This is a genomic window from Mesorhizobium sp. CA5 (assembly GCF_020165105.1).
Taxonomy (GTDB): domain Bacteria; phylum Pseudomonadota; class Alphaproteobacteria; order Rhizobiales; family Rhizobiaceae; genus Mesorhizobium.
The window spans coordinates 235,228-252,339 of record NZ_JAIUHJ010000003.1 but is presented as its reverse complement, the minus strand read 5'-3'; the positions used below and the strand labels follow the sequence as shown (position 1 = coordinate 252,339).

Sequence of the window (17,112 nt, the reverse complement as noted above, 5' to 3'; positions counted from 1 at the left end):
CAAGCCGCTGAAAAACAAGGCAGCCCGAAAGAGCACCGTGCCGAAGGGTGTAAAGCGGTTTTCCGTCCGGAATTGCGATAGAGCGGTACGCCGCTTCCGTGAAGCGCTTTAGGGAATGAGAACGGTCGTTCCCGTCGTCTTGCGGGCCTCGAGATCCGCCTGCGCTTTTGCAGCATCCTTCAGCGCATAGCGCTGGTTGATCTTGATCTCGACGGCGCCGCTCTTGACCACGTCGAAAAGCGCTTCGGCCGACTTCACCAGATCCTCGCGCCTGGCATTGTAGACGAAGAGCGTCGGCCGCGTCGCATAGAGCGAGCCCTTCTGCGCCAGCAGCGATATCGAGAAAGGCGGGATCGGCCCCGACGACTGGCCGAAGCTGACGAACATGCCGAGCGGCCGCAGGCAATCGAGCGATGCCGGAAAAGTGTCGGCGCCGACGGAATCGTAGACGACGTCGCATTTCTTCCCGCCCGTCAGCGCCTCGACGCCGGCGACGAAATCCTGCTCTTTGTAGTTGATGACGTTATCGAAGCCGTGCGCCCGCGCAAGCTCGATCTTGTCGGCGGAACTCGCGGTGCCGATCACGGTCGCGCCGAGATGCTTTGCCCATTGCCCGAGGATCAGGCCGACGCCGCCGGCGGCTGCGTGGTAGAGGATCGTGTCACCGGCTTTGACGGGAAAGGTGCGGCGCAAGAGGTATTCGGCCGTCATGCCCTTCAGCATCATCGCCGCCGCTTGCTCGTCGCCGATACCATCCGGCACTTTGACCACACGGTCGGCCGCGATCACCCGTTGCTCAGCGTAAGCCCCGACATTGACGGCATAGGCGATGCGGTCGCCGGGCTTCAGCCAGTCGACGCCGGGGCCGAGCGCCAGCACGACGCCCGCTGCCTCGCCGCCTGGGATCAGCGGAAAACCGCCAAGTGGCGGATAAAGCCCGGAGCGATAGTAGACGTCGATGAAGTTGAGGCCGATTGCCGTGTGCCGGACCAGGATCTGGCCTTCTCCCGGCTGGCCGGGGTCGGCGTCTTCATAGGCCAGGACTTCGGGGCCGCCATGGGCGTGGATGCGGATTGCCTTAGACATCGCTCAGCTCTCTGAAGGGTAAGTGCACAAATCTGGAAACATGATTGCGAAAGGGAGAACCGACTTTCGGAAAATCATGCGCCGATATACAGCTAGGGCCAGGATGACCATTCAGCCAAAAATATCCTGATCCAGGATCAGGACTTCTTGGCGCCCAGATTGGGAAACATCTGCATGATGCCTCCGATGCAGGCGAGATAGAGGCCGGTGATCGTGATGCCGATCTTGGTGAAGTTGCTGACCTGCTCTCCCAGCACGCCGATCTTGTCATAGAAGGCGGCAAGTGCTGCCTGCGCCAGCGCCAGCGCGCCAAAGGCGCACCACAAAAGCGTCATAAAGAGATTGACCGGTCTCAGCCGCACGACACGCACCGGATGGATGAAGTTGATCGGCATGAAGGTCAAAATGCCGGCAACCACCACCACCGCGAAAGACACCCATTGCCCAGGCTCGATGACGAAGAGCGTGAACACCACCATGTTCCAGACGACGGGAAACCCTTTGAAGAAGTTCTCCTTCGTCTTCATGCCGGTGTCGGCATAGTAGATCGCGCTGGAGACGACGATGATGGCCGCCGACAGGAAGGACAGATTCTCGCCCATGAAGCCGCGCTGATAGAGCGCGAAGGCCGGAATGAGCACGTAGGTGACGTAGTCGATAATGTTGTCGAGGAGCTCTCCCGACCATGTCGGTAGGATTTCCTTGACCTCGAGCTTCCTGGCGATCGGGCCGTCGATACCATCGACGAAAAGCGCCAGCCCCAGCCACCAGAACATCGCCGTCCAGCGTTGCTCGCTCGCCGCGACCAGCGACAGGAAGGCAAGGAACGATCCCGACGCGGTGAGCAGATGCACGGAGAACGCGCGCGCCTGCGGCCACGTCACCTTCTTCTTCGGCAATGGGATCCGTTGCGCGATCTTCTTTGCTGCCTTGCCGGCCCTTGTGTTCTTGCTCACGGTCCCCGCCAGTCCAGCTTGCAGATTTCGGCCGAGCGGCCGGCGAAATTCCAGTTGCGGCCGAAGGCGCGCATCTTGCTCTTGTCGGACTTCGCCACGATGATTTCCGGCGCGATCCAATATTCCGAATTGGCGATCACCGTATCTTTCTCACGGTCCTTGCCGGGAATGGGCGTCACCGCGCCGTCAATAACCTTGGGAATCTGGAAGACGCGCGTCTTGTCGTGCGTCTCGTAGGTGATCGGCACCTGCTCGACGCCGAGGAATTTCCCGACGAGGATCGACAACAGCGAGGTGGTGCCGCCGGCCTTGCCGGTGAAGATCTTGGTTAGCGCCTTCGCCGCATAGATCGACGCGCGCTTGTCGATGAACAGGCCGGCCGTCCAGTTGCCGCGGCTCATATAGCCGGGAATTTCCATGATCAGGCCGAGATTGAGGCCCGACAAGTCGACCTCGCCGAAATGGCCCGCATCGATGCGGAAGCCTGCCCATGTCTGGCAATAGCCCTCGGTTGGCGGATGGCTGCCAAGCGACAGCACGCAGGGACAGAAAACCGTGCAATTGCAGGAGAGTACCAGCTCCCCTTTCATTGCCCAGCTTTTGTCGGTCATCGAATTCTCCCTCACGCCGAAACTAATAGCAGGGCAGCCGCCCACACAAGCAGTATCGCACCGGCAACACGGCTGGCCACCCTGCCGGCGGTCTGTCTTTCGATCAGCGTGAACAGGCCGATCAGTGCCATCCAGAAGACGTTCATCGCCCCGACCGCAAACATCACCAGCATCAGCGCCCAGCAGCAACCGAGGCACCAGACGCCCTGTTCCAGGCCGAGCCGGAAGATGCGGCCTGGTTTCGCGCTCCACCTGGCGAACAGGATCGAGAACGGATTGCGGCACTTTTCCAGGCATGCCTGTTTCAGGCCGCTGAATTGATAGAGGCCGGCGACAAGCAGCGCGATAGCGCCGGCAAGCCCGACGGCGGGGTCGAGCATCCGGCCGGAACCGGCAAATGCGTACACCGCGAGCGTCAGCACGCTGAAACCCACGGATGCGCCGAGCCATGTGGCGAGGTATCCGGCGACAAGCACCAACGGATGAACGACTGGTTCGCCTTTGATCCTCGCCGTGTCGGCGATTTCGCAATAGGTGCGGATCAGCGGCGCCGCCGAAGGCAACATCGTCGCCACGGCCATCAGGAACCACATCAGCACAAGCGCCGCCGCTTGCAGGCCGGCCAGGCCGGCAAGCGGCGCCGGCGCGAGGCAAAGAGCGAAGAACCGGTCGAGAAAATCCGGCAACGGCAGGCCCGGCAGATTTTTCAGCAGCATATCGCCGGGGGCGCCGACGGGGCTGCCTTCAGCGCCGCGTATCGCCATCGCGCCGAGAAGCAACCACGCAAGGGCGATGCCGATGCCGATCGTGAGCATGACTGCGAGGCGCGGGCTGCGCGCCACGCCAGCCGTGGCGCGGCCGGCGCGGTCGAGATGGCTGAAATCATGCTGCTCGCCGCTCATGGCAATCGAATGGGCTGAATCGCCGCGTTGATCAAGCCGGCCAATCTGCCCTATATCCGGACAAAGGCCCGACGGGTCGCCTCGCATTGTGGAAGCCTGGCGTGGAGCACAACGACAAAGCCCGCATCCTGGTTGCCGGCAGCGGTCCGGCCGGTTTGATCGCCGCGCTCGGCTTCGCCGAGGCCGGCTTCGAAGTGACGCTGGTCGGCCCTGAGGCCAACACCGCCGACGGCCGCACCACCGCCCTCATGAACCCCGCCCTGAAAGTCCTTGAACGACTGGGCATCCTTGCCGAACTGAGGCCGCAGGCCGCGGCGCTCAAGGTGATGCGCATCGTCGATGCCACACGGCGGCTGATCCGCAGTCCAACCGTGACCTTCCACGCCAGTGAGATCGGCGAGGAACAATTCGGGCTCAATCTGCCGAACAAGGCCCTGATCACCATTCTTGCCAAGGCGGTTTCAGCTCATGATGGCATTCACTGGCTGAAATCCACCGTCGAGTCATGGCGCCTGGACGCCGATCGGGCCCATGCCCGGCTGGCCGACGGCAGCGAACTCTCAGCATCGCTTGCTGTCGCCGCCGACGGACGCCTGTCGCTGGCGCGGGAAGCCGCCGGCATTCGCGCCTTTGCGCGTCCCTATCCGCAGTCGGCGCTTGTGCTCAATTTCGGCCACCGCAGCGAGCACGGCTTCGTTTCAACCGAGTTCCATACCGAGACAGGGCCGTTCACGCAGGTGCCGCTGCCCGGCAGGCGCTCGAGCCTTGTGTGGGTGGTGAGGCCGGAGACCGCGCGGGAGCTTGCCGCGCTCGACGATGCAACCTTGTCGGGGCGTATCGAGGAGCAGATGCAATCGATGCTTGGCCGGGTCTCTGTCGAGCCGGGCCGCCAGGTCTATCCTTTGTCGGCCGCTTCGCCCGGTCGCTTCGCGCAAAACCGCGTGGCCCTGGTCGGCGAGGCAGCGCATGTGTTTCCGCCGATCGGCGCGCAAGGTCTCAACCTCGGCGTTAGGGACATCGACGATCTGATTGGAATCGCGAGTGAAAACGGCAATGATCCAGGATCGCGCCGAAGCCTTGCTGCCTATGACACGAGGCGCCGGCCTGACATTTGGGCGCGCAGCGGCGCCGTGAACCTGCTCAACATGTCGCTCTTGTCCGACATGCTGCCGGCGCAGCTGGCGCGCAGCGCCGGCCTTAGTGCGCTTGGCGGCTTCGCGCCGCTGCGCGCCTTCTTCATGCGCGAGGGGCTGCGGCCGGGCAGCGGCTTTCGCGCCATTGCCGGCGGCCTAAGAAAAGAGGTCGGCCGGTAGTATTCCAAGGCCGATGATGCCGGATTTTTTTCGCTCAGGCGGGAGAACTCCCGTGCGGGCTAACCCGTTGCTTCAGCCAACATCAAGCAGTTGGCTATTGAACTGCGGCCGCGTCTGCGCCAAATAGGCACCAGCCGAAAGTCGGGGTCGATTTTTGGCCGGGTGATGTGTAAATTCAAGGCCTTAGGCGCCTTGCGCGCAGCCACGACAGGCGCCTCGGACCCTAAGTGGTGAATGTGATGAAAACGGCCAAATTCTCGATCGGGCAAGTGGTTCGCCACAGGCTGTTTCCATTCCGCGGCGTGATCTTCGACGTCGATCCCGAATTCGCCAACACAGAGGAATGGTACGAGGCTATTCCGGCTGACGTGCGTCCGCGCAAGGACCAGCCTTTCTACCATCTTCTGGCGGAAAATTCAGAGACTGAGTACATCGCCTATGTGTCCGAGCAGAACCTGCTCGAGGACCGGTCGGGCGAGCCGGTGCGGCATCCACAGATCGGCGAGATGTTCGACAAGCTGCCGGACGGCCGCTACGAGCCGAAGCGCCAGTCGAAGCACTGAAGCGCTAACGAACGTTGCCTAGGGCGCGCGGCGCGGGGCAATAAAAAAAAGCGGGGCATTTGCCCCGCTTTTGTTTCCGAGAAACGCGCTCGCGCGATCAGTTCGCGGTCTTGGCCTTGTCCTGCTCGTCCTTGAGCTTCTTGGCGAAGTCCTGATTGTTCTTGGCGACGAAGTCCTGCAGCTTTTTCTGCCGGTCCTCGATGTCCGACTGCTGCAGCGGCGGGCCGTCATAGGCGCCGCTGAAGCCGGTGAGCGCGATCTTGATCGGGTTCGGCTGGTTCTGGAAGTTGATCGAGGTGAGCGTGATGCCCTGCCCCTTCTTGAAGGAAGCGACGAGCTGGTCGCTCAGCGGCACTTCCGCCACGCAACGATCCGGGAAGCAGATCACATAGTCGAGCTTCTGCGCCTTGCCGGCATCGATCTGCAGCGCAATTCCGGGAGGCACGAGGCGGCCGGTCGGCACCGTGACCTGGAAGACCTTGCGGTTCACCTTGCCCTTGAGCTCGATCAGGCTGACGCCGGTGACGAGCTGGCCGTTGCCGGCCGTGACGATGTTCTGCACATTGCAAATGTCAACGTCTTCCTGCTTGGTGCAGGCCTTGAACCAGCCCTGCGGGATCTGCGGCTGCTGTTGGGCCGAGGCGGTGAAAAGCCCGGCGCCCAGAACGCCGACCACGCCTGCGGCCAGCACCGAAAGGCGGTACGCGTTGATCGTCATATGGTGCACTTTCCTCTCAAATGATCCCGGGGACCGGCTTCTTCGTGCCGTGTGGTCCAGCTACCTGTTGCCCAAATGAGGCAACAGGATGACTTCGGAGCGCGTGTTACACTGCCAGCGACATCGAATCCAGCCCGGTTTCCGCGATTTCTTCGCGGTTCGATGTCCAGGGCAAGCATCGATCGGCGCTGGAGCGGCGGAACCCGATTCCCATTGGCGCGCCGATTCAATCGGATAGCGAAATGCTCTAGGGTGCATGGCGAATCACAAAGCCGTCCGGCAAGGAGACGGTCATGGACCGCGTTCTCGTCCGGCTGATCGCCGCGACCTCGTTTCTGGCTCTTTCGCTCCTTCCGGCACAGTCGGAGCCGAAGCACGGCTTAGCCATGCAAGGCGAGCCGGCGCTGCCGCCCGACTACCAGCATTTCGACTACGTCAATCCGGACGCGCCGAAAGGCGGCAGCGTTACCTATTGCGTCGTCGGCTCCTTCGACAACCTCAATCCCTTTATCCTGAAAAGCTTGCGCACCACAGCGCGCGGGATGATCGATACGGTTTACGGCAATCTCGTCTTCGAACCGCTGATGCAACGAAACTATGACGAGCCCTTCAGCCTCTACGGGCTGCTTGCCGATAGCGCCGACATGGATCCGGAACGAAAGAGCATCGAGTTCCATCTCAATCCCAACGCAAAATGGTCGGACGGCCAGCCGGTGACGCCGGAGGACGTGCTGTTCACCTACGACGTCTTCGCCGCGAAGGGCCGCCCGCCCTACAGCGACCGCATGAGCATGATCGCCAAGCTGGAGAAGACAGGCGACCACAGCGTGAAGTTCACCTTCAACGACAAGGCCAATCGCGAATTCCCGCTGATCGTCGCGCTGACGCCGATTGTCCCCAAGCACGCCTTCGACAAGGACACGTTCGACAAGACCACGCTGAAGCCGCTGATCGGCAGCGGCCCCTACACCGTGGACAAGGTGCTGCCGGGGCAGCGTATCGTCTTCAAGCGGAATCCGCATTACTGGGGCAAAGACATTCCGTCGAAGCGCGGCTTCGACAATTTCGATCAGGTCACGATCGAGTATTTTCTCAACGCCAACGCCAAGACGGAAGCATTCAAGAAAGGAATTTGCGCTCTCGATGACGAGACCGATCCGGTCAAGCGTGAGCGCGACATCGACTTTCCAGCCTTCCGAAAGGGGGATGTGAGGGAAGAGTATTTCAACACCGGCATTCCTCCGGTTGTGACCGGCTTTCTGTTCAACACCCGGCTGCCCAAATTCGCCGATCCCGTCGTCCGCCGCGCGCTCGGCATGCTCTACGATTTCGAATGGACGAACAAGAATCTGTTCGGCGGCAAGTTCAACCGCACCATGAGCTATTGGCAGAATTCCGAGCTTTCGGCGCTCGGCCACCCCGCGGGCGATCGCGAAAAAGCGCTGCTTGCGCCCTACCCCGGCCGCGTGCCGCCCGACGTGATGGACGGCACTTGGCGCCCACCCGTGACGGATGGTTCAGGCCAGGACCGCAAGGTACTCAAAGCCGCCTTCGACTTGTTGAAGAGCGCCGGCTTCCACGTCCAGGACGGCAAGATGCTCGATCCGCAGGGAAACCGGTTCGGCTTCGAGATCCTGACCTCGTCGCAAGACGAAGAGCGGCTGGCGGCCGTCTATCAGCGCACACTGGAAAAGATCGGTATCGGCGTCGGCATCCGCACCCTCGACGGCGACCAGATCCAGTCGCGCAAGCAGCGTTTCGACTTCGAGGTTCTGATCGGGACGAGCGGCTTCAGCAATTCGCTGTCGCCCGGCAGCGAGCAGGTCGGCCGCTGGGGATCGGTCGCCGCGAAAACGGAAGGATCGTTCAACCTCGCCGGCGTCGCCGATCCGGCGATCGACGCCGCGATCGACGCGATGCTGAACGCCCGCACCAAGGAAGACTATGTCGCCGCGGTGCGCGTGCTCGACCGGCTGCTGATCTCAGGCAGCTACATGGTGCCGATGCAGTACAACACGCAGCAATGGGTCGCTTACTGGAGCTATCTGGAACATCCGCAAAAGACCCCCATATTCGGCTACCAGCTGCCGACCTGGTGGCGAAAGCCCAACTGAGGCAGGCCCGACCGGCAGAGACCAAACAGGAGACGAGCATGAGCGCCAAGAACACCATCACCGTCGATGTTGTGTCCGATGTCGTCTGCCCCTGGTGCTTCATCGGCCAGAAGCGGCTGGACAAGGCCATCGCTTCTGCAAGCGACATCGACGTGCGCGTGCGCTGGCGGCCATTCCAGCTCGATCCGACCATCCCGCCCGCCGGCATGGACCGCCGCCAATATATGCTCGGCAAGTTCGGCAGCGAGGAGCGCATCCATCAGATCCACGCGCGCATCGAGCCGCTCGGCGAAGCCGAGGGCATCAGCTTTGCCTTTGGCGCCATCAAGGTCGCGCCGAACACCCTCGACGCGCACCGCGTCATCCGCTGGGCGGGCGCAGCCGGCGAAGACGTGCAGAATCGGCTGGTGCGCCGCCTCTTCCAGCTGAATTTCGAGGAAGGCGTGAACATCGGCGACCATGCCGTGTTGGTTACGGCCGCCGGCGAGGCCGGCATGGATGCGTCGGTGGTCGAGACGCTGCTGCCGACCGACGCCGACGTTGAGGCCGTCCGCAACGAGATCGCCACCGCTTCGCGCATGGGCATCACCGGCGTGCCCTGCTTCCTGCTCGAAGGCAAATACGCCGTGATGGGCGCGCAGGATGCCGACACGCTTGCCGACGCCATCCGCCAAGTGGCCCAGGCCAAGGCGCGCGGCGAGCTCGAAACCGCGAACTGAATGTTCAGTCAGTGCGATCCGTAGCCGCCGAACTGACCGCCCCGCGCTTTCCTGAAAATTGTCCTCCTGTTTCGCGGTCGCCTTGGCTTTGCTCAGGAAGAAGCTGTTGCCGTAGCCAAGCTTGGTCAGCTCGCCGCAACAGCCCTGATCGCCGGGAGGGCCATGTCCGTTTCGGCAGCGGCGAGATCGCCATCGACAGATACGACACTGCCGACAAGACCATTTCCGGCCATTTTCAGCGCCTCCGGAAAAGACGAATCAGGTAAACCCTGAGTAGCTCACGGGCGGCAAATTTTCGGTCATTCCGGTCACCGCCAGTAGTCATCGCGGCCTGCGGACATCTCTTTTTCATTCACAAACCCGTGTTTTCCACTTCCCTTAGGGAAGCTTGCCGCCGGCTGGCAAAAACAGCTCTAGCAAACTGAAATACAAGATGAAATCGCCGCGAGTAGCGATCGCCCGGCGCAGCCTTTCTGTTGCCCTGGTGCCACGGCGAGTAACCGTGTTCACATTCGTTGGCAGAAAATTAATGGAAAATGATCAATTGGTGTTACCCTGTGTAACAAAACTAAGAAAGGTTTGGGCGGGATCGTGACTGGGGTCGGTAGACCGCAACGAACAGTACCGGAGCAAACATCCAACGAGGCGAAGACCTCGTCGCTGACGCCGGTATCGTCGATGCGCACATTCTGGGGGCTGATGCGAGCCTACTGGTTCTCCGACCGGTGGAAGGAAGCCTGGACCCTCACATTCGTCATCGCGCTGCTGACGGCGTTGTCCAGCAAGGCTGGCGTCTGGTTCGCCTTGGCACTGGGCGAGTTGGGCAATTCGATCGCCTTCCTCCACGACGCGGCCAACACCCACCCGTTGCAGACCATTCTGACCAATGCCGGCATATTGGTGCTGCTGGTCGTGCTGAAGGATGCCGGCTTCACCGGCGTGCGCAATCTCGTTTCAACGACCTTGCACCGCAAATGGCGGGGCTGGCTGAACAGCCAGTTCAACCAGGCGCTGCTCGACGGCAACCATACCCATTTTCATGCGCAGCACGGCTCGGCGGCCGGCGGCATCGTCGCTCCGGACAACATCGACCAGCGCATCCAGGAATCCATCAAGGACATGACCGGCGGCGCCATCGGGCTTGCCATGGGCGTGCTGGGTGTCGCGACTTCGCTCTATTTCATCGGCGAAAACCTGATCGGGTCCTCGGTCGAGGTCAAGGGCCTGGAATTCCTCGGCGGCTACGGCACCGCGGTGCTGGCTTTCCTCGCCGTCGCCATCTACGTGCCGCTGAACACCTGGATCGCCGTCAAGCTCGGGCGGCTGCTCGAGCGGCTCAACGTGCGCATGCAGCAGGCCGAGGGCAGCTACCGCAGCGAACTGACGACATTCCTGCGCCGCAGCTTCCACGTCGCCGCCTCGCATGGCGAGGGCGTGCAAAAGTCGATGCATGACAGGCTCTATGTCGACATCGACAAGACGTGGGGGCGACTCAATATCGTCAACACCAGCTACACGTCGTTCGAGCTGATCTACAATTTCGTCGGCGCCCGAATCGTTGCCTACGCCCCGGGCCTCGTGTCGTTCATCCACAACCGTCTCGACTACAAAGGCTACATCACCGGCTCCGAAATGGTCGCCCAGTTGATCAGCCAGTGCTCGTGGTTCATCCATGTGATGCCGGCGATCGCGACGCTCAGGGCCAACAGCCAGCGCGTCACCGAGCTCGCCGACGCCATCGAGAACGTTCAGCACCCGCGCGAATTCTATCAGCAGACCGGCCGCTCCGACTTCGGCTACGCCACCCAGAACCCGGTGTTCGGCCTGACCATCCAGAAGCTCGAGCTGGCGCATCAGGGCGAGGACGCGACGCCTTTCCTCAGCGCCGCCAATCTGCGCTTCCGCCGCGGCGAATGGACCTTCCTCAAGGGCGAATCCGGCTGCGGCAAGACTTCGCTGATCAAGGCTATCAACGGCCTGTGGCCATATGGCCGCGGCACCATCGTCTTCCCGGAGGGCGTGACGAGCTTCTACGCCGCTCAGGAGGTAAAGCTGCAGCAGGTCTCGCTGAAGCAGCTCGTCTGCCTGCCGGGTTCAGAGAGCGATCACAGCGACACGCAGGTTGCCGCGGCCCTGCACAAGGCCGGCCTCGGCGACTTCATCGGGCAGCTGGCCGACGAGAGCCGCGAGGGCAAGATCTGGGACCAGGTGCTTTCGGGCGGCCAGAAGCAGAAGCTGGTGGTCGCGCGCATCATCCTGCAGCAGCCGGGACTTCTGTTCCTCGACGAAGCGACCGGCGCGCTCGATCCCGAAGGTAAGATCGCCTTCCACCAGGCGATCAAGGACAATTGCCCGAACGTCACCGTGATCAGCGTCATGCACGAGGCGGTGGCGCCGCGCTCGCTGTCCGGTGAGGAGTTCTACCACAGCGTGGTTTCGATTGCCGACGGCGTGGCCACCAAGAAGCCGCTTGCGCCCAGCCTGCCGCGCGAGCTCACCACCATTCTCGCCCAGCCTCGGCCGGTCGAGGAAAAGTGGCTGCGCTTCCGCCGGCTGAAGCAGAAATAGCAGTCCTACCAAGCCCTTGACCGGCGACCGTAGTCCCGCTTGGTCTGTCTTCGATCACAGTCTCGCGATCCGGCCTGCCCGCGTCCCTTTTCGGCGCCCTTCGCGATTGACTCGGCAAAAACCGCTCCTATGTTGCGCCCGCTCGCCAAATTCAAACTCGAACCCCGCGAGCAGAAAGGTCAACCCGCCATGCCTGGCGACAGTCACAGTCGAACGCAACCGCCGTCCGCCCTGACGTGACCTGACGGCTCACGTCCTGCCGGACGGCAAGGAGTGAGCCATGAACGAATTCGCCCCCGTATTGGACGACGAAGCAATCGCTGTCGCCCGTGTTCTTGCCAACGATCACGTCGCCGACGTCGTTGAAGCCCTCAACCATGAATCCCGCGAGACAGCCATCGAGCTTCTCTGCGCCGTGCCGTTTGAGCGGCTGGTTGAGATTTTCGACCAGCCTGAACTCGAAGCAGCACCCGAGCTTGCCGAGGCCCTGCCGCGCCCGAAGGCGAGCAAGCTCCTGACTGCCATGTCGGTCGACCGCGCCGCCGACATCCTGCGCGAGCTGGACGAGCCGGCCCGCTCGGAGTTGCTCGGCGCCTTGGCGCCGCCGCTGCGCGCGACGCTGCTGTCCATTCTGGGATATCCGGAAGGCAGCGCCGCCTCGATCATGACGACGGAATTCGTCAGCGTGCCTTCCGGCTGGACCGTTGGGCGCACGCTCGACTACATCCGCAAGGTCGAGCGCAGCCGCGAAACCATCTACGCCATCTACATCGTCGATCCGGAGACGCATCTTTTACTGCGGGCGACCGGATTGCGCCGGCTGATCACCGGCAATCCGGAGGATTCGATCCTGTCGGTGGCGCCCGATCGCATGCCGGTGACGGTGACGCCGCTCACCGATCGCGAGACCCTGGCGCAGACAATCTCCAAATACGACCTGCTCGCCTTGCCGGTCGTCGATCACGGCAAGCTCCTCGGCATCGTCACCATCGACGACATCATCGACACGATGATCGAGGAGACGACCGAGGATGTGCACCGTTTCGGCGGCATGGAGGCGCTGGACGAGCCCTATATGAAGATGAGCTTCCTCGCCATGATCCAGAAGCGCGCCGGCTGGCTTTGCGCGCTGTTCCTCAGCGAGATGCTGACGGCCAACGCCATGCAGAGCTACGAAGGCGAGCTGGAGAAGGCGATCGTGCTGACGCTGTTCATCCCGCTGATCATGAGCTCCGGCGGCAACTCCGGCTCGCAGGCGACCTCGCTCGTCATTCGCGCGCTGGCGCTGCGCGAGATCGGGCTGCGCGACTGGTGGCGGGTGGCCTTGCGCGAGCTGCCGACCGGTCTGGTGCTCGGCTCGATCCTCGGCATCGTCGGCATCTGCCGCATCGCGCTCTGGCAGTATTTCGGCTTCTACGACTACGGCCCGCACTGGATGCTGATCGCGGCGACGGTAGGAGCGGCGCTCGTCGGCATCGTCACCTTCGGCTCGCTGTCGGGATCGATGCTGCCCTTCGCGCTGAAGCGCATCGGCTTCGACCCGGCAAGCGCTTCGGCGCCGTTCGTCGCCACGCTGGTCGATGTCACCGGGCTGGTCATCTACTTCTCGGTGGCGCTGATGATCCTGCGCGGCACGCTTCTGTAGAAGCATCTTGACGGCCACCGGCATCGCCGGCGGCCGTCGCATCCCACGATCCGGTCAGACCCGTTCGCCGTTCTTCACGCGATAGGTCGGCTTGTACATCGTCACCAGCTCCTCGGCCGCGGTCGGATGCACGGCCATGGTGCGGTCGAAGTCCTCCTTGGTCAGGCCAGCCTTCAGCGGAATGCCGAGAAGCTGCGCCATCTCGCCGGCATCGGGGCCCAGAATATGGGCGCCGATCACCTTCCTGGATGCGCCGTCGACCACCAGCTTGATCAGCATCTTCTCGTCGCGGCCGGACAGCGTGTGGCGCATCGGACGGAAGGATGCGCGGTAGATCTCGACATCCGCATAGCGCTCGATTGCGTCGTCTTCCGACAGGCCGACAGTGCCGATTTCCGGCTGCGAGAATACAGCCGTCGGAATGGTGTCGTGGTCCGGCGCTGTCGGGTTGTCCTTGAAGGCCGTCTCGACGAAGCACATCGCCTCGTGGATCGCCACTGGCGTGAGTTGCACGCGATGCGTGACATCGCCGATCGCCCAGATGTTATCGACATTGGTGCGCGAATATTTGTCCACGACGATCGCGCCCGTCTTGCCGAGTTCGACGCCGACGCCTTCCAGGCCCATATTCTCGGTATTGGGGAGACGTCCGATCGCCAGCATCACCTGGTCGACCGTCAGCGTTTGGCCGGAAGACAGCAGCACGTCCAGCTTGCCCTCCGGTGTCTTGCGCACCGATTCCGAAACCGCGTGGCAAAGAATCCTGATGCCTTTCTTCTCCATTGTCTCGTGCAGCGAGCGGCGCAGATCCATGTCGAAGCGGCTCAGAATCTCCTGGCCGCGATAGACCAGCGTGGTGTCGACGCCCAGGCCGTGGAAGATGTTGGCGAATTCGACGGCGATGTAGCCGCCGCCCTCGATCATGATCGCCTTCGGCAGTTCCTTGAGATCGAAGGCCTCGTTGGAGAAGATGCAATATTCATGGCCTGGCAGCGCCGGATGCGGCGCCGGACGCCCGCCGGTGGCGATCAGGATCTGGTCGGCGCTGACCGTGCGGTCCTCGGCAACCAGATAGATGCTGTGCGCGTCGACGAGCACTGCGCGTGAATGAAAGGTCTCGCCGCCGGAGCCTCCGACATTCTTCTTGTAGATCGCTTCGAGCCGCGCGATCTCCTTGTCCTTGTTGGCGACCAGCGTCGGCCAGTCGAAGCTCGCCTCGGGCACCGTCCAGCCATAGCCGGCGGCGTCGGCGAAATGCTCGGGAAATTGCGAAGCATAGACGTAGAGCTTTTTCGGCACGCAGCCGCGAATGACGCAGGTGCCGCCGAAGCGGTATTCCTCAGCGATGGCCACGCGCTTGCCGAGAGCCGCCGCCACCCGGGCCGCCCTTACCCCGCCGGAGCCGCCGCCGATGACGAACAGATCATAGTCATAAGCGGCCATCGCGTGGGCTCCTGCGGATGAGAAAGACGGGGGTCAGAGGTAGGCTGCCAAGCGGCAAAAGAAAAGCCCGGGCGAACCCGGGCTTTGTGGTCCAGCCGCTGTCGGCGGATTGACAACGATCAGTTCTGCGAATCGTCAGCCGGAGCCGAATTGTCCGCCGGAGCGGAACCATCGGCGGGCGCGGTGGCGGCCGGCGCCGGCGCTGCCGGCGCCTTGGCCTTGGCGGCAGCCGCAAGCGTCTCACCGACCTGCTGGGCGAGATCGCGGGCAACGCCATTTTGCCAGATGTCGGCAGCCTTGACGAGGTCGCGCGTCACCGCGGGGCCGCTATCCAGCAGCTTCTTGCCGGCCTCGGAGCTGTAGAAGGCGGCGATATCGTTGAGGTCCTTCTCGGAGAACACCTTGGCATAGGCCATGGCCGCCTCCTTTTCCAGGTCGGCGCGCCGCGAGGCCATGCCAAGCGCCTTCTCGGTCACGGTCTTGCCGATCAGTTCCTGCATGTCGGGGTTTTTCTGGATGAGCTGCGATTCCAGCGCGCCGGCCGCCTGCGGCAGGATGTTGTCGAACGAATCCGTGGCATGGATCGCCGCGACAGCCGCGCGCGCGGCCTTCAGATGCGATTCGCTGATGTCCTGAGCAAACACCGGTGACGACAGCGCAAGGACGGCCGAGGCCGCCAGAAGCGTCGAAAAGCGGCGAACTCGTTTAGGCAAAATCATAGTCGGTAGAACTCCCTGGTTTCAGGCTGCATGGACGGTTTCGATACCGTCGCCGCCGGCGATGATGGCCGTTGACGCCAGCCCGATGAATAGACCGTGCTCGACAACGCCTGGAATGGCGAAGAGAGCATTCGACAGCGCTCTTGTATCCGGAATGCGGCCAAAAGATGCATCGAGGATAAAGTGGCCGCCGTCTGTAACAAATGGCTGGCTTCCCGTCATCCTCAATGTAACCGGGCCGGAAAGGCCTAGCCCTGCCGCGGCGGCGCGTACTGCGATCTCGGTGGCGCGCAGGCCGAATTTGTTGACCTCGATCGGCAGCGGAAACCGGCCGAGTGTCTCGACCATCTTGGATTTGTCGGCGATGACGATCATGCGTTCGGACGCTGCCGCGACGATCTTTTCGCGCAGCAGCGCGCCGCCGCCGCCCTTGATCAGGGTCAGCTCCGGGTCGACCTCGTCGGCGCCGTCGACGGTGAGGTCGAGCTCGGGCGTTTCTTCCAGTGTAGACAGCGGCACACCGAGCTCGCGGCAGAGTGCTGCGGTACGCTCGGAAGTCGGCACGCCAATGACCTTGAGGCCGGTCGCAACCTTCTCGGCCAGCAGCCGCACGAATTCTTCAGCCGTGGTGCCGGTGCCGATGCCGAGCCGCATGCCGCTGCCGACATGGGCGAGCGCTGCCCGCGCGGCCTCGACCTTCAACTGCCTTGCATCCATGGGGAGCCCCGATTTCGCCGGTTTCGCGCGCCTCCTAGCATTTTTGCCTGTCCCGTCAAAGGCTCGCCCTCAAAGGCTCTGTGGACCGATCGAGGCTTCTTGCTTGAACTTGGGCCAGCCTGTATCGGCTGCGGCAACGCAATTGCCGCAGGACCCACTCATGACCCGCCCGATCATCGTCTTCGACCTGGATGGAACGCTGATCGACACCGCGCCCGACCTGCTCGACAGCCTCAACCACAGCCTCGCGGCGAGCGACCTCGCAGCTGTCGACGAAGCCGGCTTCAGACGCTTCGTCGGCCATGGCGGCCGCGTGATGATCGAACGCGCGCATGCCGCGCAGAACAAGGCGCTGATGGCGGAAGAGCACGACCGGCTGCTGAAGCTGTTCCTCGACCATTACACGTTGAATATTCCCGGCAAGTCGCGCCCCTACCCCGGCGTCGTCGCCGCACTCGACCGTTTCCGGGCCGCCGGCTATCTGATGGCGGTCTGCACCAACAAATACGAAGCCAATTCCGCGACGCTGATCGGCGCGCTGGGCTTGTCGAACTACTTTGCCGCGATCTGCGGCCAGGACACTTTCGCCTTCCGCAAACCCGATCCGCGCCATCTCACCGAGACGATCCGGCTGGCGGGCGGCGATGCGGAGAACGCCTTGATGATCGGCGATTCGCAGACCGACATCGACACCGCCAAGGCAGCCGGCATTCCGGTGGTCGCGGTCGATTTCGGCTACACCGACCGCCATGTGCGCGAATTCGAGCCAACTCTGGTGATCTCGCATTTCGACACGCTGACGCCGCAACTGGCCGAGCGGTTGATCGCAGCGGCGCCCTGAGCCGTGGCTAGTCGGCCTCCGCGCCTCGAAATTCAGTCCAAGATCGTCGGCACATCGCCTTGACTTCGCTCACCGGCCTACCTTATATCGCGGCTCGCTTCGGCCTACGGGCCTAAGGCGGGCGATTAGCTCAGCGGGAGAGCACACCCTTCACACGGGTGGGGTCGCAGGTTCAATCCCTGCATCGCCCACCATTT

At 62.8% G+C, this 17,112-nt stretch carries 15 protein-coding genes and 1 tRNA gene; 8 read left to right on the top strand and 8 right to left on the bottom strand.

All coding sequences use genetic code 11. The features are described from left to right. Window positions 1-108: 108 nt before the first annotated feature. The 4 genes from LB529_RS06070 to LB529_RS06055 form a co-directional block, all read right to left on the bottom strand. On the bottom strand, window positions 109-1,086 hold the full coding sequence (locus LB529_RS06070; protein ID WP_224710535.1) for a quinone oxidoreductase family protein: 978 nt from the start codon (window positions 1,084-1,086) through the stop codon (window positions 109-111). Window positions 1,087-1,223: 137 nt separating this feature from the next. Beyond that, window positions 1,224-2,042, bottom strand: a complete 819-nt coding sequence (gene pcsA, locus LB529_RS06065; RefSeq protein ID WP_181174816.1) for a phosphatidylcholine synthase — start codon at window positions 2,040-2,042, stop codon at window positions 1,224-1,226. Next, a complete protein-coding gene (locus tag LB529_RS06060; protein WP_140708949.1) occupies window positions 2,039-2,653 on the bottom strand; it encodes a DUF1326 domain-containing protein in 615 nt (204 codons plus the stop codon). The genes pcsA and LB529_RS06060 overlap by 4 nt, the downstream gene beginning before the upstream one ends. Before the next feature lie 11 nt (window positions 2,654-2,664). After that, a complete protein-coding gene (locus LB529_RS06055; protein WP_224604756.1) occupies window positions 2,665-3,555 on the bottom strand; it encodes a DUF2182 domain-containing protein in 891 nt (296 codons plus the stop codon). Window positions 3,556-3,656: 101 nt separating this feature from the next. On the opposite strand from LB529_RS06055, the gene LB529_RS06050 reads away from it, so the two are divergent. Together LB529_RS06050 and hspQ are read left to right on the top strand one after the other, a co-directional pair. Then, window positions 3,657-4,868: a UbiH/UbiF family hydroxylase gene (locus LB529_RS06050; protein ID WP_224710534.1), complete on the top strand. Its 1,212-nt coding sequence runs from the start codon at window positions 3,657-3,659 to the stop codon at window positions 4,866-4,868. Window positions 4,869-5,107: 239 nt separating this feature from the next. After that, entirely contained in the window at window positions 5,108-5,431 is a 324-nt protein-coding gene (gene hspQ / locus LB529_RS06045) for a heat shock protein HspQ (protein WP_040983419.1), read from the top strand. 97 nt (window positions 5,432-5,528) lie between these two features. On the opposite strand, the gene LB529_RS06040 is transcribed toward hspQ, so the two are convergent. Further along, window positions 5,529-6,149 carry an invasion associated locus B family protein gene (locus tag LB529_RS06040; protein ID WP_095765425.1) on the bottom strand — a complete coding sequence of 207 codons (621 nt, stop codon included), beginning with the start codon at window positions 6,147-6,149 and terminating at the stop codon, window positions 5,529-5,531. A gap of 293 nt (window positions 6,150-6,442) precedes the next feature. On the opposite strand from LB529_RS06040, the gene LB529_RS06035 reads away from it, so the two are divergent. The 4 genes from LB529_RS06035 to mgtE all read left to right on the top strand — a co-directional run bounded on the left by LB529_RS06035 (window position 6,443) and on the right by mgtE (window position 13,195). Next, on the top strand, window positions 6,443-8,263 hold the full coding sequence (locus LB529_RS06035) for an extracellular solute-binding protein (protein ID WP_224710533.1): 1,821 nt from the start codon (window positions 6,443-6,445) through the stop codon (window positions 8,261-8,263). Window positions 8,264-8,301: 38 nt separating this feature from the next. Continuing rightward, entirely contained in the window at window positions 8,302-8,982 is a 681-nt protein-coding gene (locus LB529_RS06030) for a DsbA family oxidoreductase (protein ID WP_140843327.1), read from the top strand. A 678-nt stretch (window positions 8,983-9,660) separates the two neighbouring features. Continuing rightward, a complete protein-coding gene (locus LB529_RS06025) occupies window positions 9,661-11,550 on the top strand; it encodes an ABC transporter ATP-binding protein/permease (RefSeq protein WP_176476918.1) in 1,890 nt (629 codons plus the stop codon). A gap of 280 nt (window positions 11,551-11,830) precedes the next feature. Continuing rightward, window positions 11,831-13,195, top strand: coding sequence for a magnesium transporter (mgtE, locus tag LB529_RS06020; protein ID WP_224710532.1), 1,365 nt, complete (start codon window positions 11,831-11,833; stop codon window positions 13,193-13,195). 54 nt (window positions 13,196-13,249) lie between these two features. On the opposite strand, the gene gor is transcribed toward mgtE, so the two are convergent. The 3 genes from gor to rpiA all read right to left on the bottom strand — a co-directional run bounded on the left by gor (window position 13,250) and on the right by rpiA (window position 16,074). Beyond that, complete coding sequence (gene gor, locus LB529_RS06015; RefSeq protein WP_224710531.1) at window positions 13,250-14,638, bottom strand: glutathione-disulfide reductase; 1,389 nt, start codon at window positions 14,636-14,638, stop codon at window positions 13,250-13,252. A gap of 119 nt (window positions 14,639-14,757) precedes the next feature. Continuing rightward, window positions 14,758-15,357, bottom strand: coding sequence for a DUF2059 domain-containing protein (locus tag LB529_RS06010; RefSeq protein WP_095765420.1), 600 nt, complete (start codon window positions 15,355-15,357; stop codon window positions 14,758-14,760). 21 nt (window positions 15,358-15,378) lie between these two features. Beyond that, window positions 15,379-16,074, bottom strand: a complete 696-nt coding sequence (rpiA, locus tag LB529_RS06005) for a ribose-5-phosphate isomerase RpiA (protein WP_140636648.1) — start codon at window positions 16,072-16,074, stop codon at window positions 15,379-15,381. Window positions 16,075-16,234: 160 nt separating this feature from the next. On the opposite strand from rpiA, the gene LB529_RS06000 reads away from it, so the two are divergent. Next, window positions 16,235-16,915, top strand: a complete 681-nt coding sequence (locus LB529_RS06000; protein WP_224604784.1) for a phosphoglycolate phosphatase — start codon at window positions 16,235-16,237, stop codon at window positions 16,913-16,915. 119 nt (window positions 16,916-17,034) lie between these two features. Then, a tRNA-Val gene (locus tag LB529_RS05995) sits at window positions 17,035-17,109 on the top strand. Window positions 17,110-17,112: the final 3 nt, after the last annotated feature.